Source organism: Elusimicrobiota bacterium (assembly GCA_016180815.1).
Taxonomy (GTDB): domain Bacteria; phylum Elusimicrobiota; class Elusimicrobia; order JACQPE01; family JACQPE01; genus JACPAN01.
In genome coordinates this window covers 1-21,398 of the sequence record JACPAN010000011.1, presented here as the reverse complement: position 1 = coordinate 21,398, position 21,398 = coordinate 1, and the positions used below count along the sequence as shown (strand labels likewise).

The following is a 21,398-nucleotide window of genomic DNA, read 5'->3' as shown; positions in this document are numbered from 1 at the left end:
TTATTCCCCGCCCTCCATCATGGCATGGGCGAAGACTTCGGGCGTTTCTTTTTTCTTGGCCAGAATGGTTTCGACCACGACTTCCGTGGGGATCGGAAAACCGGTGTAGTGCAACAACGGCTGCAATTTATGCGCGTCTTTGCCTAATTCCAGCTTGACGAGCTGCGCCATTTGCGCGTCGCGGTTCTGCTCGATCAGGAAAATCTTGTCGCATTTCTTAAAAAATTCCTTGACCGGCTCCAACGCAAAAGGATAGGAGCGGATTTTCAAATAATTGGTTTTGACGCCCTCCGCGGCCAAAAGGTCCCGGGACTCGTGGATGATTTGATCCGTTGAGCCGTACGCGATCAAGCCGACTTTGGCGCCCGGCACATAATCAACCGCAGGCTGAGGCAAAAAGCCCCTTGCCGTCTCGAATTTTTTCAGCAAACGGTCCGCGATGCGTTGATAAGCCACGCCGTCTTCCGTATACACCGCGGATTCGTTATGGCCGCTGCCGCGGGTAAAATAAGCGGCCGAGGGATGAGCGTTGCCCGGATAAGTCCGATAAGGGATGCCGTCGTCGTCGGGATCGCCGTAGCGCTCGAATCTGCCCAATCTTTTCAAATCCTCTTCATCCAACACCTTGCCCCGGTCAAAGGGCTTCTCCGGATGTTTGAAGGGATCGGTCATCCACAGATTCATGCCCAAATCCAAATCGCTCATCACGAAAACCGGCGCTTGGAAGCGCTCCGCCAAATCAAAAGCCAACATGGAAAACTCATAACATTCTTCGACGGAAGAAGGGATGAGCATGATGTGTTTGGTGTCGCCGTGGGATAAATGCGCGACGGCGAGCAAATCACCCTGCGACGTGCGCGTGGGCAGGCCGGTCGACGGCCCGATTCTTTGGACATCGAAGATCACCAGCGGGACCTCGGCGAAATAAGAAAATCCGACGAATTCGGACATCAGCGAAATGCCCGGGCCGCTGGTGCCGGTCATGGCGCGCGCTCCGGTCCAGCCCGCGCCCACGGCCATGCCGATGGCCGCGATTTCATCTTCGGCCTGGATCACGGCATAGCGCTTTTTGCCCGAGGGATCCTTGCGGTATTTTTCAAACAAGTCTTCGACGGTCTCCGACAACGAAGACGCCGGGGTGATTGGGTACCAGGCGGCCACGGTGCAACCGCCGAAGAGCGCGCCCATGGCGCAGGCGGTGTTGCCCTCGATGAGCACCTTGCCGGCGGTTTTGTTCATGGGTTCCACGCAATAAGGATCTTGCTTGGGCAAATTCTCACGCACGTATTTGCGGCCCACTTCGATGGCGTCGACGTTGACTAGAACCGCCTTTTCCTTGCCCCGCAATTGATGGCTCAAGGCGCCCTTGATGGCCTCGGCGTCGATTTGAAGCAGCTCAGCCAGCACGCCCACGTAAATCATGTTGGTCAATTGCTTTTTCAGCTTGAAATCCGAAATATGATGCGCGGCCAGATGCCCAAAAGGGACCGGATAAAAAATCAAGTCGCTGCGTTTGGCCGCGCCGGTCAGGGGGTATTCTGATTCGTAAATCACGGCTCCGCCGGTATGAATGCGGGGGATGTCCGAGATAAACGTCGTGGGGTTCAACAGCACGGCCACGTCCACGCGACGGCGGCGGCCCAGATACCCGTCCTTGTTGACGCGCATGAAATACCAGGTGGGCAGACCCGCGATATTAGACGGAAAAACATTTTTTGGGCCCACGGGGATACCCATGCTCGCGATGGCCTTGGTCAAGACCAAGTTCGAAGTCTGGGAGCCGGTGCCGTTGACGGTCGCAACCTCAATCGTGAAATCGTTGACGATTTTTTTCATGAGAAAGGGTGAATTCTTCTCTAGTATAGCGCGTTTTAAAAAGCGTTCAAACCGGTGATTTCCCGGCCCACGATCAACATATGAATATCATGGGTGCCTTCGTATTTTTTGACCACTTCCAAATTTCTGAAATGCCGGCCCGAATGATACGCGTCGAAGGTGAAAACATCGGCCGGCAGCATCTCAACGCACATTCTGGCGACCTCGCAGGCCTTGGACACATTGTTGTATTTGGCCATGGACACATGGGTATGAGACAGCCGCCCCGAATCCTTCAAACGGCCGAGCTGAAAAGCGACGAGTTGGGCGTTTTCGATCTCGTTTAAACACCAGACCAGCTTTCTCTGCATATCCTGCTTTTGGGCCAAGGGCACGGCAAACATAGTCCGTTCCTTGGACGCGGCCAACACTTCCTCGACGCAGGCCCTGGCCGCGCCGATGACGCCCCAACAAATGCCGTAGCGCGCCTCGGTCAGGCACGATAACGGCGCGCCCAAATCCTTGCCCGCAGGCAAGACGGTTTTCGGCAACAAATTGTCCTCCGGGATTTCGCAGGAAGAAAACGACAACGAGGATGCCACGCCCGGGCGAAACGTCCATTTCTCCTCGGAACGGTTGCCAAATCCCGGCGTTCCCTTCTCCACCAGAAACCCGCGGATGCCCTCATCGGTTTTCGCCCAAACAACGGCCAGGTCCGCAAATCCGTTGGTGATCCAGACCTTGTTGCCGTTTAAAATCCATGAGGAGCCCCGGCGCGCGGCCGTGGTTTTCATTAAGCCGGGATCGGAGCCTCCCTGGGGCTCGGTTAGGCCGAAGCAGCCCAGCTTTTCCCCCCGGTGGAGCGCCGGCAGCCATTTTTTCTTCTGCTCTTCGGAGCCGAATTTATTGACGGCGAACATGACCAAGGAGCTTTGCACGGAAACCAACGAACGCAGCGTAGAATCCGCGGCTTCCAGCTCGCGCAAGGCCGCGCCGTACGAGGTATAGGAGATCGATTCATACGAGGCGTCGCCCAAATACTTGCCGAGGTCTTTTAAATTCAGGCCGAAGAGCCCGATTTGACGGCCCAGCTTGCGCGCCGTGTCCCGGACCATTTCTTCGTGCGTGGCGTAAGGGCTGATATCCCCTTTGTCCCAGCGCTGAATATTTTTTAGGACTTCTTTCTCAATAAAAGCCCGCGCCGTGTCCCGGACGGTCTTCCCTTCGTCGTCTAAAAAACTGTCGTCCTGGAAATAATAATCCTTGATCGAAGGCTTCATCGCGGGTTTCATGGTTGTCTGGGGCATGGTCAACGCCGGGCCTTGGAGGCCTTGCCTTTGGTTCTGCGTCTGGACCGCGGCTTGGCCCCGGTGTTGGGTTTTCCGGCTTCGAGTTTCGGCCGCTCCCCCAGCGCTTTTTCGATTGTCGCCAAATGGGTCTCGATCCAGGAAAGCGTCCGGTCCAGGCCCGTTTGAACAGAAACCTTGGGGAACCATCCCAACTCGTTTTTAAGGCTGGAAAGATCCGAAACGAAAATCTTCTGGTCTCCGGGGTAAGGCGGGGCGTGCTTGACCTGAATTTTTCTTTTGAGTCGCTTCTCGATGAGCGCGACAAGCTCAAGCAAGCTGACCGTGTTCTCGGCTCCGCCGCCCACGTTATACACGCGGCCTTCCAGACCCCGTTTGTTCTCGCAAATCAAATCGATTAAGCGCACGAAATCGTCGATATAAAGCAAATCGCGGACCTGCCGCCCATCGCCATGCATGGTGATGGATTTGCCCAGATAAGCCCGGATGGCGAATTGCGCCAGCCAGCTTTGATCCTCCACCCCGTATTGATGGGAACCGTAAATACAGGAATTCCTCAACACGATGGTGGGCAGGCCGTAAACCCGGTGGTAATCGCGCACATATTGATCCGCCGCGCCCTTGGAGCAGGCGTAGGGAAAACGAAAATCAAGAGGCTCGGTCTCCGCCACGCCTTCGCGGCCGTTGGCATAGCTGTGGCGAGTTTCGGAAGATTTGATTTGATAATGGGACAAATCGCCGTAAATCTTGTTCGTTGAGGCGAAAATAAACAAACGCGGACGCCGGGCCTTGGGCCGGCGGCGAATCGCCTCCAGCAATTCGAACGTCCCCCTTAAATTGATTTCGAAATCATCCCTGGGATTTTTAATCGACGCCGAGACGCCCACGTGGGCGGCCAAATGAAGCACCAAATCCACGCGGGGGCCGGCCAGCACAAAACCCCTGACGATATCTTCCGAACGGCGGATATCGCCGTCGACGACCTCCAGGCCTTTATAAGTTTTCAGCAGGGCCAAATGTTCGCTGACTCCGGGACGGGAGCAATTGTCGAGAACGACCACGCGCCAGCGCTTCGCCAGCAAATGCTTGGCCACGTGAAAGCCGATGAACCCGGCTCCGCCGGTGATATAAGCGCAAGGTTTAGCCATTGATGTTCCTCAAAAATTAACCAACGCCAGCAAGGGCTTGGGGTAAAGACCCAGAAGCACGGTGCCGGCGAGCAAAAGAATAATGGTCACGGGCAACAAACCCGAACGGCTGTCCAACGCCTCGGCGCCGCCGGGCTCCTCGATAAAAAACATCCTGTAAGCGATTCTCAAGTAATAATAAACGCTAATGACTGAATTTAAAACACCGACGACCGCCACCCAAACCCAATGGGCTTCAAGGGCGCTGGCAAAAACCACGTATTTGGCCAAAAACCCGACCAAAGGCGGGATGCCGGCCAAGGATAACAAAAAAGCGGTGAACGCCAAGGCAAAAGGCAGACGCGACAGCGATAACCCGTCGCAGGCGGTAATATCGACCGTCCCCCTGCTTTTCTCAATCCACTGCACGCAGGCAAAAGCGCCGAGATTCATGAACAGGTAAGCGAAACCGTAAAGCACCAACCCGGCGCTGCCCAATTTGCTGGCGGCCAAGACGCCGATGAGCATATACCCGGCCTGCGCCACGGAGGAATAGGCCAACAGCCGCTTCATATTGTTTTGAGCGATGGCCGAAACATTGCCCACGGTCATGGTCAAGCAGGCGAGCACCCCCAAGGTCGGGCCCAACGCCGCGGCCGTGAGCACGGAACCGCCGCCGAAATCACTCGTCATCAGCAAAGCCAATAAACCCAAGGTCGCGACTTTGGGAACCACGGAAAGATAAGCGGTAAACGGCGTTGGGGCGGATTGATAGGCGTCCGGAACCCAAAAATGAAACGGCGCCAACGAGGCTTTAAACCCGAAAGAAACAAAAACAAGCAGCAATCCGGCCGTCATTAAAACGCCGACGCCCGCTCCCTTGTTCGCGGACAAGGCGCCCAGGGCGGAAAACTCGGTGGTTCCCGCGGCCGTGTAGTACAAGCTGATGCCATAGAGGGCGATGGCCGAAGAAAAGGCCCCGACCAAAAAATATTTAAGCGCGCCTTCAATGAGGGCCAATTCCCGGCGCTCGAAAGCCACCAGGATGAACGATGAAATAGAAATCAATTCAACGGCCACGAACGCAAAAATAAAGTCCCGGGACTTCAACAACATCAGGCAGCCCAAGGACGCGGACATCAGAAGGCCCAGATACGAACCCCAATTGCGCGACAAAGACTCATCCTCTTGGCTCATCACCACCGCGACCAGCGTTCCCACAAGCACCAAGAGGCCGAAGCCGGCGGTCAAAGAATCAAGCCCGAAAAAAGCGGAGGCCGGCTGGCTCTTGAAGGCAAACGGGGCCGAGAGCGCGGCCAAAAACAAACCCGCATACGCCACGCCGTTCATTAAGGACCGGCGGTTGGGGGCCATGAAATCCAGCGTCAATAAGCCCAAGGCAGCCAGGGCGACGCTGATTTCCGGAGCGAAAAATTGGGCCAAATTCATTACGTTTAACTTCCCCTCACGAAATTCGCCAGCATGGTCATGGTCTCATTCATCAAATCAAGGCCCAAACGCGGGTAAACGCCCAACAAAATAGTCAGCACAGCCAACGGCGCCACCGCAATCAACTCGCGCGTGTTCATATCCGTCAAACCGGACCATTGCTGGTTCAAGGGACCCAGGAACACCTTTTTGATCATGGTCAGGAAAAAAGCCGCAGTCACTAAAATGCCCGTCACCGAAATGGCGGCGGCCACTTTCCAGGAACCGAACGCGCCTAAAAAGCATAAAAACTCGCCGATAAACCCGGCCAAACCCGGCAGGCCCAAAGAGGCCATGGATGCCAATGTCATCACGCCGGCGTACACCGGAAGTTTCGAGGCCAAACCGCCGAAGGCGTCGATGTCCCTGGTGTGCGTGCGATCATAGATGACGCCGACGAGCAAGAAGAGCGCCCCGGTGATGATGCCGTGGGTGACGAATTGAAACACCGCGCCATTGAAGCCCGCGGCGGAAAGGCTGACGATGCCCAGCATGGCGTAACCCATGTGATTGATCGAAGAATAAGCCACCATGCGCTTTAAATCCTTCTGGGCCATGGCGCAAAGAGCCCCGTAAACGATATTAATGACCGCGATCGCCACCAAAAAAGGCAAAGCCGCCTTGGTCGCTTCCGGGAACATGGGCAAATTGACGCGCAGCAAACCGTAGCCGCCCATTTTCAGCAACACGCCCGCAAGAATCACGGATACCGCGGTGGGCGCTTCCACGTGAGCCAACGGCAGCCAGGTATGGAACGGAAACAGCGGAACTTTAATGGCGAACGCCAGATAAAAGCCCAGGAACACCAGCATCTGGAAGGTCATACCCAATTCAATGAAGCGGTTCCTCTGCGCGGTCAGCTCCAGGATGCTCAACGTATGCGGCTCGCTGGCGAAGTACAACGCGATGATGGCCAACAACATGAACACCGAGCCGAACAGCGTGTACAGGAAAAATTTGACGGCCGCGTACTCTTTTTTCGGCCCGCCCCAAATGCCGATTAAGAAATACATGGGGACCAGCGTGATTTCCCAGAAAACATAGAACAAGAAAAAGTCCAGCGCCCCGAAAACGCCGATCATGCCGGTTTCAAGGACCAAAAACCAAAACCAGTATTCTTTGACGCGGTTGGTGATGCTCAAGCTCGCGACCAACGAAACCACGGTCAAGAGCGTGGTCAGCACCACCAAGGGCATGGAAAGCCCGTCCACGCCCAGAAAATAATGCACGTTTAAAGCGGGAATCCAGCTGAACTCTTCCACGAATTGAATGTCCGGGCGGCTGGAGTCGAACATAACCAACAGCACGATGCTGGCCAACAGCGCCAAGCCGGAAGCAACGAACCCGGTGCGCTGAACGGCCTTGGTGTCGTTCTTGTCAAGGCAAAGAATGATTAAAGCGCCCAGCAGCGGCAAAAAAGTGATGATCGAAAGAAGCGGCATATCCAGTCCTCCTTAAAAGTAGAGCCTCATCGCCAAGATCAGGCTCGCGCCTAAAATCACATAGAGCAGGTAGCTCTGCACGAATCCGGAAACCGTGCGGCGCACCAGGCCGCCGAAGCCGGAAGTCAGCCAGCCCCAAAAATCAACCAAATTGTCGACGACGACGGCATCAAACCAGCCGCTCAAACGCGATAGGAGCGTCGTGGTCAGACCCCAGCCGTCCACTAGACCCTTGTCCAAAATATTGTCGTCGAGCCAAGCCAAGGCCTTGGCTAAACGCTGCCCAAGTCCGGCCAAAAAAAGCCAGAACTCGTCGAAGCCCATGCGATGATAAAGAAAATACCACAGAGGGTACAGGCGCTTCTGCCAACGATCGTAATCAATCAGACGCTTGCCGAAAATCAGCCAGGCGCCGAGGATGCCCGCCACGGCGACACCCGATGACGCCAGGGCCACGGTCATGGTGGAAACATGCACGTGATGGTTCTCGAGCTTGTAAGGAACCAAACGCGCGAACCCATGATCGCCGTGCAGGAGAAAACCGGTAACCACGGAAAGAACGCCTAGAATCACCAACGGGATCGACATGATGGCCGGAGACTCATGGGCATGGCCGTAGCGTTCGCGGTCATGGGGAGGGTTCAAAAACACCACGACCAAGACGCGGGTCATGTAGTAGGCGGTCAAACCCGCGGTCACGAACAAAAGTCCGGCCACCGGCCAATTGCCCGAAGCCACGGCCGCGTGAATAATTTCGTCCTTGGAATAGAAACCGGCTAAGGGGAAAATACCCGCCAAAGCCAAAACGGCGACGGCAAACGTGATAAACGTCAAAGGCATTTTCGCCGAGAGCCCGCCCATTTTCCAAATATCGTTGGTATGCATGGCATGGATGACCGAGCCGGCGCCTAAAAAGAGCAAAGCCTTGAACATGGCATGAGTGGTGAAATGAAACATGCCCACCTGAGGCCCGCCCACGGCCAAACCGGCCATCATGTAGCCCAATTGAGAAACCGTGGAATAGGCCAAGACACGCTTGATGTCTTCCGGCACAAGGCCCATTAATGCGGCCAAAAACGCGGTGATTGCGCCGAACAAACCAACGACTTGCAGGGCCATGGGATTGATTTCAAAAAGGAAAAACATGCGCGCGACCAAAAACACGCCGGCCGCCACCATGGTGGCGGCATGGATCAGGGCGGACACCGGGGTCGGGCCTTCCATGGCGTCCGGCAGCCAAATAAACAGCGGCACTTGCGCTGATTTGCCGATGGCGCCGCAGAAAAGAAGAAGGGAGGCCCAGAGCGCCATGTCCTTGGGAAAAAATCCGGATTGAGCCATCTCCGCCAGGCTGGGGATGGAGAATGTGCGCACTGTGGCAAAAATTAAAAACAGGCCTAAGGCCAAACCCAAATCGCCGAGCTTGGTGGTTAAAAACGCTTTCTGGCCCGCATCGGCGGCCTCCGGCTTCTCGAACCAAAAACCGATCAAAAAATAGGAGCATAGGCCGACCAGTTCCCAACAGGCAAAAAGCACGACCAAGTTGTCGGCCAAGACCAGACCCAGCATCGAAGCCGTAAACAAAGATAAAAACGCGTAAAAACGCTTAATGCGCGGGTCGCCGTGCATATAACTCCAGGAATAAATCTGAACCAGCAAAGACACCAGCGTCACCACGGCCAGCATAACGATCGTCAGGCCGTCGACCATCACGCCCATGGTCACGTCATACATGCCGAAATTAAACCAGGTCACGCTTTGGCGATAAGGCAAAGTGATCGATCCCGACAACGCGCCGCCGAAGAGAGCCGCGCTCAAGGCGAAACACGCGCTCATCACCGCGATGCCCAGCGAAGCGCCTTTCGCCGGCAGCCATCGGCCCAAAGCCAGGATCACCGGAAAAGCCAACAGCGGCAGGAAGAAAATCAGCGGCGAATATTCAATCAACATCGCTATCCTTTCAATAGGTCAAATTTCTCGACGAACACATTGTCGAATTTTCTGTAAATGGCCAAAACCAACGCCAAACCCACCACAGCCTCGGCCGCGGCGATGGTGATGGAGAAAATCGCCATGACCTGGCCCACGGTCGCGCCCGGATAAAGCAGACGGTTGGCCGCGACCAAGTTCAAATTGGCGGCGTTGAACATCAGTTCGACGGCCATCAGCACGCTGATGATGTTTCTCCTGGCCACGGCGCCGAAAACGCCGATGGCGAACAACAGCGCGGACACAAGAAGATAAGCGGAAAGTTCCATTAAACCGCCGCCTCCTCGCGCTTCGGACGCAATGAACGGCCGTCCGAAGGACGGACGTGGCTTTGAGCCTTCTTAAAGCCGTTATGCGGCGGCTCTTCCAGGCCTTTGGACAACAGCACGGCCCCGACTAAAGCGATCAATAGAACCAAGCCCAAAATTTCCATGCCCGGCGCGTATGGCCCCAGGAGGGTTTCGCCGATGGCCGGCGTCGTCGGGACGAATGTCGATTCTCCCGCGAACGCGCGCAAAGCCTCTCGCGACTGAACGATGACGCCGGCTAAAATCATGAGGGCGATGGCGCCGCTCAATGCTCCGGCGGCGGCCGTGCGGTTAAACGGCCGGTCCGTAATCTCGGCCTTGCGACCGGACAAGAGAACGACGAACAGAAATAAAATAGCGATGGCGCCGACGTAAATTAAAATCTGGGCCGCAAAAATAAAATCCGCGCCCAAAAGCGCATAAAGCCCGCCCACCATGGTCAGGCACAGGCCCAGCAACAGCGTGCCATGAACCACATTCCTGACCAACACCACGCCCAGCGCGCAAATCACGGTCATGGCCGCCAGCGCCGTGAAAATCGCCTGCTCAAGCATCAAATTCATCATCTCCTGGAGGGTATTTCCTCGATCGGAATCTGTCCGCCCGCGGGCAGTTTATAGGTCTTTTCTCCGGGCTCCCAGTACGTCCCGATCCAGGGATCGCCGGGCTTCCAACAGCGCGTCATTTCCTGGCGGCTGAAAAAAACGGTTTCATAGTCCAATGAATGCCAAACGGATTTGGGCTTCGTGGGGCATGACTCCTCGCATAAACGGCAAAAATTGCATTTGCCGAAATCGATGTAATACCAATTGACGCCCTTCAAGGTTTTGCCTTCCGGCGACTTTTGATTTTCAAGCCCGATGCATTTCGAAGGGCAGGCTTTGACGCACAAATTGCAGCCGATGCAGGTGACCGCGTCGAACAACAGCGCGCCGCGAAAACGCTCATAGGGCTTCAATTTAGCTAACGGGTAATTGACCGTGATTGAGGGTTTGATCATATGCTTGAACGTAACGATCAAGCCCTTGATGGTTCCCGCGAATCCTTGATAAATGGTTTGAAAATATCCGTTTGTCATCAGAGGTAAAGGTACGGCACGACAAAAAGCAAATTAGCGAAACTCCAGGGCAGAAGGAATTTCCAATTGAAATCCATCAACCGGTCGATGCGAAAGCGGGGGAATGTCCAGCGAAACCATAGAAAGCAAAACACAAAAAACAACGTTTTTCCCACAAACCAGGCCCATGAGGGGATGAAATCAAGGAACGGAAACAACGGCGCGCCGCCGCCCAAAAAAAACGTGGCCATGAGGGCGCTGGCCAAAAAAACGTAGGCGTATTCAGTCAAGAAAAACAGGGAAAATTTCATGCCCGAATATTCGGTATGGAAGCCGGCCACCAGTTCGGATTCCGCTTCGGCGATGTCGAAGGGCACGCGATTGGTTTCAGCCACGCTTGCGATCAAAAAAATAATGAACGACACCTGGCCGACCACGGGATAAAAAATGAACCATTTAGGAAGAATCCCCAGCCAATAACCCTCCTGGGCGGTCACGATATCGGTCAAGGACAAACTCCCGGCGATCGCGACCAGGGGCACGATGCTGAAAGCCCTCGGCAATTCATAAGAAACGAATTGGGCCGCGGAACGCAAACCGCCCAAAATCGAATATTTATTGGCGCTGGCCCAACCGGCCAGCACAACGCCTAGAACCGATACGCCGGCGCAGGCGAAAACATACATGACGCCGACATTAATATCAGCGGCCTCCAGGTCACGGCCGAAAGGCACCGGCGCGAAGCACAATAAAACAGGGACAAAAACCAAGGCCGGGGCCAAGGTATGAATAAAAGAGTCCCTCTCCGTAGGCGCCGCGTCTTCCTTCAACAGCAGCTTGAGGCCGTCGGCGGCTGTCTGAAGCCAGCCGTGCCAGCCGCCCACGAAAATCGGGCCCAGGCGCGATTGAATATGCGCCGAGATTTTACGTTCCCACCACACCAAAAAAAGCCCGTTGAAAAGAATAATGTGAAGGACGACCAGGGCCTTGGCCAAAATCCAAACGCCCTCCGCGGTCCAAGCCGGAACCATGGGCAACTTGGTTTCAGCCAAACGATGAAAATTCTCATGAAGGGCCGCCATCGGCACGCCGATTTCTTTCAAGGCCACGCTGATGCCCAGCAGACCCAAAACCAAAACGGTTAAAACAAAGGCTCCCCTGCGAAAACTCTGCGACGCCCAAGGGTTCGCCCAAACATCCGTGGGCCAAAGCCGGTTGTCATGAAGCAGAGAATCGTGAGAATGTTTGCGGTAAAACTGTCGGACGGATTCCGGAACCGCTTTTTCAGGCGCCGTGACGTTGGGGACCGGCGGCTTTGGAGCCGGAGCCGGGGCGGGCACGGGCGCCGCTGCTTCAGCCATTAACGGTCCACCTCGCCTAAAACAATATCCGTCGAACCCAAAACAGCGATCATATCCGAAACCTTGAGCCCGACCAAGGCCTCCTGCAAAATAGCCAAATTAATAAAGGACGGCGCGCGCACATGCATACGAAAAGGCGACGCCCCGCCGTCAGACACCAAATAAATGCCTAGATCGCCGCGCGAACCCTCGACATGGGCGTAGGCTTCACCGGGCATGGGTTTGGGAATTTTGGCGACGCCCTTGGCCATGACATCGCCGGCGGGCATCTCCCTTAAACATTGCTCCGAGATTTTCACGGATTCGGCCATTTCCCGTATGCGCACGAAATAGCGGTCCCAGCAGGAACCGGTTTCACCGACGCAAATCTGAAAATCCATTTTGTCGTACACGCAGTAAGGAAACATTTTGCGCGCGTCATAGGCCACGCCGCTGCCCCTTAAATTGGGACCGGACAAAGCCCAGTTGACGGCCTGCTCTTTGGAAATCAGGCCCACGGTTTTCGTGCGGTCCATAAAAATCGGATTGAAGGTCAGCAAATCATCGTATTCCTTCAATTTTCCTTTGAAATATTTAAGGAACTCCGCGCATTTGTCCGTCCAGCCCTGCGGCAAGTCCATCATCACGCCGCCGATCCTGATGTAGTTGTACGTCATCCGGGCCCCGGAAACCATTTCAAAAAGGTCCAAGACCATCTCGCGCTCCCTGAAGGCGTGCAAAAACGGGGTGAAGGCGCCGATATCGATGCCGTAAGTGCCCAAAAACAGCAGGTGGGAAGCGATGCGGTTCATCTCGCACATCAAGACCCTCAAGTATTGGGCACGCGCCGGAATTTCGATTTTCAGCAGCTTCTCCACGGCCAAACAAAAAACCAAATTATTGGGCATGGCGGACACATAATCCCACCGGTCCGTCATCACGACGCAATGATGATAACCGCGCACCTCCGAAAGCTTTTCCGTGCCCCGGTGCAGATAGCCGACATCCGGCTCGGCTTTGACGATGATTTCCCCGTCCAGGGTCAGGCCCAAACGCAAAACGCCGTGCGTGCTAGGGTGCTGCGGCCCCAGATTGATGAACATCTGGTCGGTTTTTAGCGCGGAGGGAGCGAGCGTCGCGGCCGAACTAGTCATATTTGTCCTTCACGTGGACGTAATCTTTTCTCAAGGGATGCCCTTGAGTGAAATCAGGCGTTAAAATCTTGGTCAAATTGTGATGGCCTTCGAAATGAACGCCCAGCAAATCGAACGTTTCCCTCTCCTGCCAATCGGCGCCCTTCCAAAAGCCGGAGAGCGAAGAAATTTTTGGCTCCGACCGGGACAGTTCCGCGCGCACGCAAAGCTTGGCCGGGATTTTCCAGTTGCTGAGGATGACGACCAGTTCAATGACGTCGCGATAGGGAAATTTGGGGTTTGTTTCCACCGCAATCTCGGGAGTGGCTCCCTCGGGCAAAAACGGATTGGGGTTGGGGTCCGTGATATAACCCCTGACATCCACCGCGCCCTTCCAGTCAACGGCCGTCAAAAAATCCAGGTATTCGAAATCCATATCCTCTTTCAGGAAACGCATCAGGGATAAATAATCGCCCGGCGCAACCTTAAGCGAAGCGATATCGTAAACGGGCGATGGTTCGATTAAGGCAACTGAGGGGAACCGCTGTTTGACTTTGGCCAGAATATCAGACAAGGCCATAAGCTACCAGACCCGTGAGCCCTTTTCCTGAGGTTCTCTGGCCATGCCCATGCGCGTCGGGTGCATTTTCTTGATTCTCTCTTGAAGCTTGGTCACCGCAAACTGAAGCGCCTCAGGACGAGGCGGGCAGCCGGCAATGTAAATATCCACCGGGATGATTTTATCCACGCCCTTGACCACGGAATAACTGTCGTAATACGGTCCGCCGCAATTGGCGCAGGAGCCCATGGAAATGACGAACTTGGGCTCGGGCATCTGCTGATAAATCGTGACGATGGGATCGGCCATTTTCTTGACCACGGTGCCGGCGATGATCATGACGTCCGCCTGGCGCGGGCTGGGCCTGGGGATGACGCCGAAGCGGTCGAAATCAAAGCGGCTCGCGTAAGCGCCCATCATTTCAATGGCGCAGCAGGCCAGTCCGAACGTCAGGGGCCACAAGGAAGACTCGCGGGCCCAGTTGATGAAAAAATCCGCCGTGGTCAGGGCGAATTCCCCGCCGGGGATGCGCTCGATTCGCACGGCCATTAAATTCTTACTCCCACTCCAAGGCCCCCTTGCGCCAGGCGTAGAAAAGGCCCAACAACAGCATGCCCGCGAAAATGCCGATGGCCAATAATCCGGCGGCGCCGGCTTCTTTGGCTTTCACGGCCCAGGGAAAAATATACAGGGTTTCAACGTCGAACAGCACGAACAGCAAAGCAAAGGTATAAAAACGCAGGTGGATGCGGATATCGGTTCCGCCGGAAGGCAAAATGCCGCACTCGTAAGGCATCATTTTGCGCTCTTCCTGGACGCGCGCCCTGGCTCGAAGCAGCCAGGCGGCGGATAAGGTGACCGTGGCAAAAATAACGGCCAGCACCGCGAAGATGCCGATGTTAGCCATTTCGATCATATTTATTGGGCTTCCATTTTACTCGTTTAATTTTGACGCGTCTATTTGCTTTGTAGCAAAACTTTAAAATCTTCGCCAAATCCATAGGGATGGATCAGGGACTTGATCTTAAGATTATCCTCGACGGCCCCTCGATCCATGCCGGCCTTGACCCCCGCGCCGATGCCGTTGCGGATCAAAAAACTCCCCAAGGTTTCATAAGACGTGGACTCAAAACCCAGCCGATGGCCCCACTCCAACAACAAGGAAAAATCCACCGGACTCGTCAAGTCCTCGGACCCGGGGCGGCCGAAATCCGGGTACTTCACCCTTTTGTCGGCGAACGCCTTGACGGGAACGCGCTGAAAAACGTCGGGACGGCAATCGCCGAAATCAATGGTGATCAGAAAGCCGCCCTCCATGACATTCCAAGCGGATTCAAGGTAGCGCAGGGCGTCCATATTCAAGGCATAGGGGACGTTGTTCGGCAGGTCGAGGCCGAACGACACGCGCACCGGATCCTCGCAGTTTCTCCAGGATAAACGCTCGGGATCGCCGCTGACATGGCCCTCTTCCACGCGTTCGGCTTGACGGCGGCGGATCAGCCAGACCGGAAAAGCGTCGATCAGTTCGTTGGAAACGACGGCTCCGTGCATTTTGGCGATTTGATTAATATCCGGGCAAGCGAATACTTTGCCCGGGAACAAACGCGACAGGCGCTCAAAAGCCGCGCTCAGCCGCGCCACGCTGCGATCGACCAAAATGACCTGGAGGCGCTCGTATAAGACGGGGTCTTCGACGCGCAAGGTTTCGATGATCGCGCGGCTTAATTGGGCTTCGGAACCGCAGCCCGCCTCAACCAACGTCAGGGGGCCGCGCCAATCGTTCAACAAATCCGGCCATTCGCGCATCAATTCCCTGGCTAAACCCTGACCCAAATATGGCCCAAAGTTGGGGGCGGTCACATAATCCGGCAGCGAGCTCAGGCGCCGGCTGTAGTAGCCGCTGTTTTTATCGTAGAGGGCATGCTCCATCCAATCTTTGAATATCATGGCTGTTGAAAGACGAAAAGGCTGACCTTGCACCCTTCGCAGAGCTTCGGGTACGCCGGGCCGCCTGAGGCGGAACTGCACCGGTAGAGGCGGGACCCCTGCAGTCAAACAGGCGATCCTGCCGATATGGAGAACCAGCCGTTTTGGGGCGGGTTCTCTAAAAATTAATTAAACCTGTTTTTACAGGTCTTCGGCGCCTAATGTTTTACGCGATCCGTCGGTCTGAACTTTGGTCAATGATTCGCGGATGATGGCCTCGACTTTTTTGGACAAGCCGTCGATATAATCTCCGCCCGTGCGGTAACCCGCCTCTTTAACCATTTTCTTAATTTTGCTCACGACAACAAGAGTATCGGCCATATCATTCCTCCAATATCAATTTTAAACGATTAAGACGCATTATTCCATTATTCCGGCGTGTCTGTGAAGTCGCTCCTTAAACCCACGGCCGTGCGCGAGGGGTCGGCATAAACGATTTCTTCCAGCTCGGCCCTGACCGATCCGATAAAAACTTCGGCTTTGACTTGGACGGGAATTTTTCGCGCGTCATTGGTAAACCAAATACGCATGGACTTCCCTTTTTGGATGAAAATGCCCTCGTCGCGCAGCATGGGCTCGACCACCAAACAATCGAATTCCCCGGCTGGGGTGCGCACTTTCTCTCGTTTAAGGACGCGCACCTTCAGAGGCCAATCTTTTCTGGTGTTGACGTCCACGGAGAACTCTTTCCCCGGGACCAAATCCTGCGTGCGAATCCAATAAAGGGCGGACATGACGTCGTAGGCTCCTGGCTTGATCGAGCCCTGCTCCGTGATTTCCGTGCCGTCTTTCTTCTTGACTAAGGCCGTGAACCGGCCTGCCTCATGATCGAAATCCACAATTTCATGGCGGCGGAAGCGCCCTTCGCGCAGGTATTTGCCGAAACCGAGGGATTGGAACGTGGCGACGTCGAGCCAGGCTTCATTTCTATCGCGCACTTTATAAAAAGTGTCGAAGAACGGAAGCGTCCTAGCCGATGAAAGAAGATGGTAGGCCGTGCGGCTGCTTCTCTCAACCACGGCCGGAGAGCCTAGGGTGGAGCGGCCCACCTTAATAACTCCCCAATGAACGGAATAGATGTATTCTTCGCGGCCCAAACCGATGGCCCGGGCCGTTTCAGCCAAAGCCGAGGACTCAGGCGAAGGCGCATTCGCTTGTCCGGTGGTTCCGGGTTCCAAAGCGAAAAGCGGGAATCCGCTCAACAGAAGAGCCGGCGCCCCAAGCCAAAGCAGGAGTCTCATAGCCCCTCGTTGGCTAAGGCTGCCTAAAGCCGGTAAACCAGCTTGAACCACAAGAACGCGAAGATGCCCAGGCAAGCGAGAAAATTTTTCCATTCTTTAAATTTTTCCAAACGCCGGAAATCAAGCGGACCCACCGACGACCATCGAAGCTGCTTTACCGCTTCTTTTCCCGGCAGAAAAACCGGCGTGCGCGACGCGTAATGCTCCCATTCTCCGGCCCATTGACTCATCATCTCCTCTTCCTCAAGTAAAATAGCCTGTTTATAAACGAAGAGCATATACCCGCCCAAAATCAGCCCAAGCATCGCGAACGAAACAAAATTGCGAAAACCGAAACAGGCGACCCACATGCCGGCGGCTTGCAAAGCCGTCCCCAAATACATGGGGTGACGCACCAATTGATAGGGACCCTTCATGACCAACCCGCCCGGGCGATCGGGCGGCGTCACCCGGGCCCAAATCCTCAGCACGGCCCCGGCCAACGCCAGCGCCAGCCCGGCGGCGAAAAAAATCCGGTTGCGCGGGTGGGTCAGCACGACTAAAACGACGAACAGAACCGCGCGGTTTAAGGTGATGCGCCGGGGAACGGCCCACCGGCTCAAGCGCTCCAGAAACGTCGCCGACTTGTTATCCATATCCGGGTTGCGGATTTGCTCGTTCACCGGGCGGCCTCTCTGCGAATAATCCACCGGGCGGCGCTCGCCAAATCGCGCGCGATATGAGCAGGGCGCGCGGCTTGATGGCGCCCGAGGGAGGGACGCTCCCCGCGCCCATGCCCGGTCAAGACAAACACGCCGGTCATGCCCGAACGATTCGCCAATTCCATGTCCACGGCCTTGTCTCCGATCATATAGGAACGGCGAGGATTGAGATTCAATTCGCGCCTGGCCCGCTGAATAAGCATGGTTTTTGGTTTTCGGCAGGAGCATCGCTGCCAAGGGGCATGCGGGCAAAAATAAACGCCGTCAAGGCGCACCGCGCCCGTGCGATGCAGAAGCCGGCTCATTGTCTTATTGATCTCATGAACGACATCCAAGGACACCCAGCCCCTCCCGATTCCAGATTGATTGGAAACAATCACCAATTTAAATCCTCGCTTTTTGAGCCGGCGCAAGGCAAGGCCCGCTCCATTATAGAGCTTAACACCTGCGGGATCGGTCAGGTAGTGGGCTTCGCGGATGATGGTGCCGTCGCGATCCAGGAATACGGCTCTTGAACCGCCGGCTTTTTTAGTACGAGGCATTGATTAAAGGTCAGACCCTAACGAATCGCCGGATCAGGCCGGCGGGCGGCCGCCGACCAAGCAAAGGCCAGGATCAAGTACAGCGTAAAAACGATTTCCGTGTCTTGGAAAGCGCTCTCCGTAATATTCATGACCAAAAAAGCCGTCATCGCGGCCAAGGTTGCGATATGGAGATCCCGCCGGTCGGCGTCTTTGCTTAAATGAACGGCGGCCGAAACGATCAACGCCGCGAACAAGGCCAGCAAAACGATGAGTCCCGGCCAGCCGCGTTCTCCGGCCTGCTGCAAATACAAGCTGTGAACGTCGGACCAGATTTCCTGCCGATGCGGAAAATGCTCTTTCCATTCCTGATGGAAATAATCCGGCCACACGGTGCGGATATGCGCGATGCCCACGCCTGCGACCGGATGATCCTCCAAAACGCGCAGCGCGACTTTCCACATGATGATCCGGTCTTGATTGCTGTCCGGATTAAACGTGGATTTGAGGCGGCCCCAAACCGACGGAGATAAAAACAGCAGCAGGCAGGGAATGGCGAAGGGAAGCAGGATGCGCCAAGCGACTTTCTTGGAGAACGTCATATAACCGGCGGCAATCGCCAACAGGCCCACGAAAAAGCTCATCGTGGGCCCGCGCGACTCGGAAACTAAAACAGCCGCCAAGGCCGCGATCCCCAGGCCCACGCCCAACAGCCGCCGGGAACGCCAGGCGCCGACTAAAAACAAACCGCCCAGCGCCAAGGTTTCGGCATAGGTAAGCGTGTGCATGGTTGAGTGGATGCGCCGTCCTTGCTCGGGCATCAGGGCTAATTTTCTGATCCATCGCTGGGATGAATTCTTAAGCCAGTCATTGACCCCGGGGAACCATTCGTAAATAGCCATCTGGGCGAATCCGCTGGCCGCCAAAAAAGCGATGCTCGCCGTAAAACCGATCAACGCCCAATACCGGGCCTTGGGCTCGATGCGAAAGGTATTGTAAAGCAGCCAAAAAATCAGGCATAGAAAATCAGCCCTCCAATAATTGAGGCTTCGGGCAACGCCCTCGCCGAACAGGCTGGAGACCAGGCCCCACAAAACATAAAACCCGAAAAAAATATGCAGAGGCAAATCTTCGCGTCGCGGATGCCAGCGATTCGCGACGCACCACCAAACAAAACCAATGCCCAAAATGCCGGCCGAGATATACCCCAGAGAGATGGATGGAGCCATGGTCAACGCGAATAAGAATGAACCGGCGATGAGCAAATGATTGGGGGTCAATTTAAACTTCATGGGCCGCCAAATTCTTCGATCCGGCATTGATGGCCGCCGCTTCATGCCGGCGCTTCCAGCGATTATGGCCCCAGAGCCAATCCTCCGGATGAGCCCGAACCCAGGACTCGATTTGGGCCGTCAATCGGCGGGTTAGCTCATGGGCGCGCTCGGTTTTGCTTTGAGGGAACTCCTGCGCCGTGGCTTGGAGCCGCTCAAAACGCAAGATTTGCCTCAACCCTTCCCGGCGGACATGCACGCCGACGATTGGGCTTGCCGTTCTCAGGTGAAGAAGGGCCGTCAAGGTGGTTGTGGCCGCTGGGATGCCGAAGAAATCAACAAAAACTCCCCCCTTGTAAAGGTTTTGATCCATCAGTATGCCCACGCAGCCGCGATTTTTAAGCCACTCCTGCGTCTCTTTGATCGCCTGATGATGCGTGAGCAGGTGCATGCCGAAACGGCGGCGATTATTGTTGTGCCAACGGTCCAAAAAAGGATTTTTTTGGACTCGGACAACGGCGGCTACGGGGTAAGCGGCTGAAATTCTTAGAGCCCCCAACTCCCAATTGCCCAGATGCGCGCTATGCAAGAGAACGCCCCGGCCCTCCCGAAGGGCAACGTCTAAAACTTCAGGGTTTTCAAAAACGGCGCAGCTTTCAAGCTGCTCCTTGCTGAGGACCGAAATTCTCAGCCACTCAAAAGTGGTCAATGTCACCCGGCGCCAAAACTCCCGGGCGATCTCGTCACGCCGTTCTTGGCCCAACTCAGGAAAGGCAAGTTTCAAGTTGGCCAGAACCAAACGACGGCGGCTCGCAACGGCAAAACAAATCAAAGGGGCTAAGAGCCTGCTCAATGACTCGATATTTTTCCAGGACAACAAGCCAAATAAGCCTGTCAGCGTCCTGACCAAAACAAACTCGAAAAAATACTTAAGCGTGCGCATGGACATTCCTGTCTATTCTATCTTGAAGGAGGCGCCAAAATTCGTCCGTCTTCCCCTCGAAGGCCCAACGGATGTCGAGGCTGTGCCAGGATAAAGACCGGCGCCCGGTATTCACAGGACAGCGCACCGCGTCTTTAGCCGTGGTCACGACCATGGCGCAGCCTACCGTGCGTAAAAAACCGCCAGGCCCGGCTGCGCTTGATGAACCCGGGCTGACAATCGGTCTAAATCCTCCCGCTTGACCGCATCCGCGTGCGTAATAATGACGGCATCCGCGCGTTTCAAGCCCCAAACCAAGGGTTCGCGCAGCCAGCCGTAGGGCAGCAAACCACGCAAGGCTTCGGGGTTCGAGGCATCGATCAAGACCAGACTCAAATCTTTCTTCAAGGCGGTATGCTGATGCCCGTCGTCCATGATGAAAATTAATTTTGAATCTGAAATTTTAAATTTTGAATCCAGATAATCCCTGGCTGTCTCATAGCGATTCCTTCCGACCAAAACCTTAAATTCCCCATGAGTTCCGATTTTTTCTTCAAGCAGGCGGGCCTCGTCGCCGCCTTTGTAGCCGCGCGTGAGCACCACCGCCCGATACCCGCGCGCCATCAACTCTTGGACCAAATAAAGGGTCAACGTGGTTTTGCCCGTGCCCCCGGCCGTCATATTGCCCACGCTGATCACCGGGTAAGGCACGCTGCGCTCATGCGGGAAACAAGAAATCCAGATTTGGCGGATCGCGCAGGCCGCCCCGTACAACAGGCTCAACAGCCAAAGCAACGCCCGGCCCGCGACCGAGCCGCTTAATTTAAACCAGGCTTGGCGCATGCGAACCCACGGCTTCCCGGTAAATATGAAGCGTGCCTTCGACCATGGCCTTGACTGAAAAATGTTCGTGAACGAATTGATGGGCTGAATCGGTTTTGGACTTGATCTCCTGCGGGTCAGCCCGTAGAAATGACTCGACAACCCGGGCCAAATCCGCCGCATCGCCGTTTTTAAAAAGCCAGCCGCGCTCGGTAGAAACCAGTTCCCGATTGGCGTCGATGTCGCTGGCAATGACCGGGATGTTCATGGCGAAGGCTTCCCTGATCGCGCCGGATGAACCCTCGCCTTTGAGCGAAGGGCAAACCAAAACTTTGCTGACGCTGAGAATCTCCTCGACATCAACGCGCC

The 21,398-nt window shown here is 55.4% G+C and carries 24 protein-coding genes; all 24 read right to left on the bottom strand.

Going from position 1 to position 21,398, the window contains the following annotated elements:
* Entirely contained in the window at positions 1-1,836 is a 1,836-nt protein-coding gene (locus tag HYT79_05930) for a 2-oxoacid:acceptor oxidoreductase subunit alpha (GenBank protein MBI2070123.1), read from the bottom strand.
* A 35-nt stretch (positions 1,837-1,871) separates the two neighbouring features.
* Positions 1,872-3,122 carry an acyl-CoA dehydrogenase family protein gene (locus tag HYT79_05925; protein MBI2070122.1) on the bottom strand — a complete coding sequence of 417 codons (1,251 nt, stop codon included), beginning with the start codon at positions 3,120-3,122 and terminating at the stop codon, positions 1,872-1,874.
* Between the two features lie 2 nt (positions 3,123-3,124).
* Positions 3,125-4,270 carry an NAD-dependent epimerase/dehydratase family protein gene (locus tag HYT79_05920; protein ID MBI2070121.1) on the bottom strand — a complete coding sequence of 382 codons (1,146 nt, stop codon included), beginning with the start codon at positions 4,268-4,270 and terminating at the stop codon, positions 3,125-3,127.
* 9 nt (positions 4,271-4,279) lie between these two features.
* Positions 4,280-5,698 (bottom strand): NADH-quinone oxidoreductase subunit N, encoded by a 1,419-nt coding sequence (locus HYT79_05915; protein ID MBI2070120.1) that lies wholly within the window; start codon positions 5,696-5,698, stop codon positions 4,280-4,282.
* Between the two features lie 5 nt (positions 5,699-5,703).
* Positions 5,704-7,179, bottom strand: coding sequence for an NADH-quinone oxidoreductase subunit M (locus HYT79_05910; protein ID MBI2070119.1), 1,476 nt, complete (start codon positions 7,177-7,179; stop codon positions 5,704-5,706).
* Between the two features lie 12 nt (positions 7,180-7,191).
* Positions 7,192-9,129, bottom strand: a complete 1,938-nt coding sequence (gene nuoL / locus HYT79_05905) for an NADH-quinone oxidoreductase subunit L (protein ID MBI2070118.1) — start codon at positions 9,127-9,129, stop codon at positions 7,192-7,194.
* Positions 9,130-9,131: 2 nt separating this feature from the next.
* Positions 9,132-9,437, bottom strand: coding sequence for an NADH-quinone oxidoreductase subunit NuoK (gene nuoK / locus HYT79_05900; protein MBI2070117.1), 306 nt, complete (start codon positions 9,435-9,437; stop codon positions 9,132-9,134).
* Positions 9,437-10,042, bottom strand: a complete 606-nt coding sequence (locus HYT79_05895; protein MBI2070116.1) for an NADH-quinone oxidoreductase subunit J — start codon at positions 10,040-10,042, stop codon at positions 9,437-9,439. The genes nuoK and HYT79_05895 overlap by 1 nt, the downstream gene beginning before the upstream one ends.
* Positions 10,039-10,554 (bottom strand): NADH-quinone oxidoreductase subunit I, encoded by a 516-nt coding sequence (locus HYT79_05890; GenBank protein ID MBI2070115.1) that lies wholly within the window; start codon positions 10,552-10,554, stop codon positions 10,039-10,041. Before HYT79_05890 ends, HYT79_05895 begins: the two co-directional genes overlap by 4 nt.
* On the bottom strand, positions 10,554-11,564 hold the full coding sequence (nuoH, locus tag HYT79_05885) for an NADH-quinone oxidoreductase subunit NuoH (protein ID MBI2070114.1): 1,011 nt from the start codon (positions 11,562-11,564) through the stop codon (positions 10,554-10,556). Before nuoH ends, HYT79_05890 begins: the two co-directional genes overlap by 1 nt.
* Before the next feature lie 329 nt (positions 11,565-11,893).
* On the bottom strand, positions 11,894-13,027 hold the full coding sequence (locus tag HYT79_05880) for an NADH-quinone oxidoreductase subunit D (protein ID MBI2070113.1): 1,134 nt from the start codon (positions 13,025-13,027) through the stop codon (positions 11,894-11,896).
* The gene (locus HYT79_05875) at positions 13,020-13,580 is read right to left on the bottom strand and encodes an NADH-quinone oxidoreductase subunit C (protein ID MBI2070112.1); all 561 of its coding nucleotides are present in this window, start codon (positions 13,578-13,580) and stop codon (positions 13,020-13,022) included. Before HYT79_05875 ends, HYT79_05880 begins: the two co-directional genes overlap by 8 nt.
* A 9-nt stretch (positions 13,581-13,589) precedes the next feature.
* Entirely contained in the window at positions 13,590-14,114 is a 525-nt protein-coding gene (locus HYT79_05870) for an NADH-quinone oxidoreductase subunit B (protein MBI2070111.1), read from the bottom strand.
* A 7-nt stretch (positions 14,115-14,121) separates the two neighbouring features.
* On the bottom strand, positions 14,122-14,481 hold the full coding sequence (locus HYT79_05865; GenBank protein ID MBI2070110.1) for an NADH-quinone oxidoreductase subunit A: 360 nt from the start codon (positions 14,479-14,481) through the stop codon (positions 14,122-14,124).
* Between the two features lie 41 nt (positions 14,482-14,522).
* Entirely contained in the window at positions 14,523-15,512 is a 990-nt protein-coding gene (locus HYT79_05860) for an SAM-dependent methyltransferase (protein MBI2070109.1), read from the bottom strand.
* Between the two features lie 180 nt (positions 15,513-15,692).
* Positions 15,693-15,872 carry a hypothetical protein gene (locus tag HYT79_05855; protein MBI2070108.1) on the bottom strand — a complete coding sequence of 60 codons (180 nt, stop codon included), beginning with the start codon at positions 15,870-15,872 and terminating at the stop codon, positions 15,693-15,695.
* Positions 15,873-15,919: 47 nt separating this feature from the next.
* On the bottom strand, positions 15,920-16,792 hold the full coding sequence (locus tag HYT79_05850) for a DUF3108 domain-containing protein (GenBank protein MBI2070107.1): 873 nt from the start codon (positions 16,790-16,792) through the stop codon (positions 15,920-15,922).
* 23 nt (positions 16,793-16,815) lie between these two features.
* Positions 16,816-17,454: an isoprenylcysteine carboxylmethyltransferase family protein gene (locus tag HYT79_05845; protein ID MBI2070106.1), complete on the bottom strand. Its 639-nt coding sequence runs from the start codon at positions 17,452-17,454 to the stop codon at positions 16,816-16,818.
* Positions 17,451-18,035 (bottom strand): HAD family hydrolase, encoded by a 585-nt coding sequence (locus HYT79_05840; protein ID MBI2070105.1) that lies wholly within the window; start codon positions 18,033-18,035, stop codon positions 17,451-17,453. The genes HYT79_05845 and HYT79_05840 overlap by 4 nt, the downstream gene beginning before the upstream one ends.
* A gap of 17 nt (positions 18,036-18,052) precedes the next feature.
* A complete protein-coding gene (locus tag HYT79_05835; GenBank protein ID MBI2070104.1) occupies positions 18,053-19,333 on the bottom strand; it encodes an O-antigen ligase family protein in 1,281 nt (426 codons plus the stop codon).
* Entirely contained in the window at positions 19,296-20,234 is a 939-nt protein-coding gene (locus HYT79_05830) for a hypothetical protein (protein MBI2070103.1), read from the bottom strand. Before HYT79_05830 ends, HYT79_05835 begins: the two co-directional genes overlap by 38 nt.
* On the bottom strand, positions 20,215-20,382 hold the full coding sequence (locus tag HYT79_05825) for a hypothetical protein (protein ID MBI2070102.1): 168 nt from the start codon (positions 20,380-20,382) through the stop codon (positions 20,215-20,217). The genes HYT79_05830 and HYT79_05825 overlap by 20 nt, the downstream gene beginning before the upstream one ends.
* An 8-nt stretch (positions 20,383-20,390) precedes the next feature.
* Positions 20,391-21,050, bottom strand: coding sequence for a tetraacyldisaccharide 4'-kinase (lpxK, locus tag HYT79_05820; GenBank protein ID MBI2070101.1), 660 nt, complete (start codon positions 21,048-21,050; stop codon positions 20,391-20,393).
* Positions 21,031-21,398 (bottom strand): glycosyltransferase family 4 protein (locus HYT79_05815; protein ID MBI2070100.1); only part of this gene is annotated, 368 nt, incomplete at its 5' end. The genes HYT79_05815 and lpxK, both read right to left, overlap by 20 nt.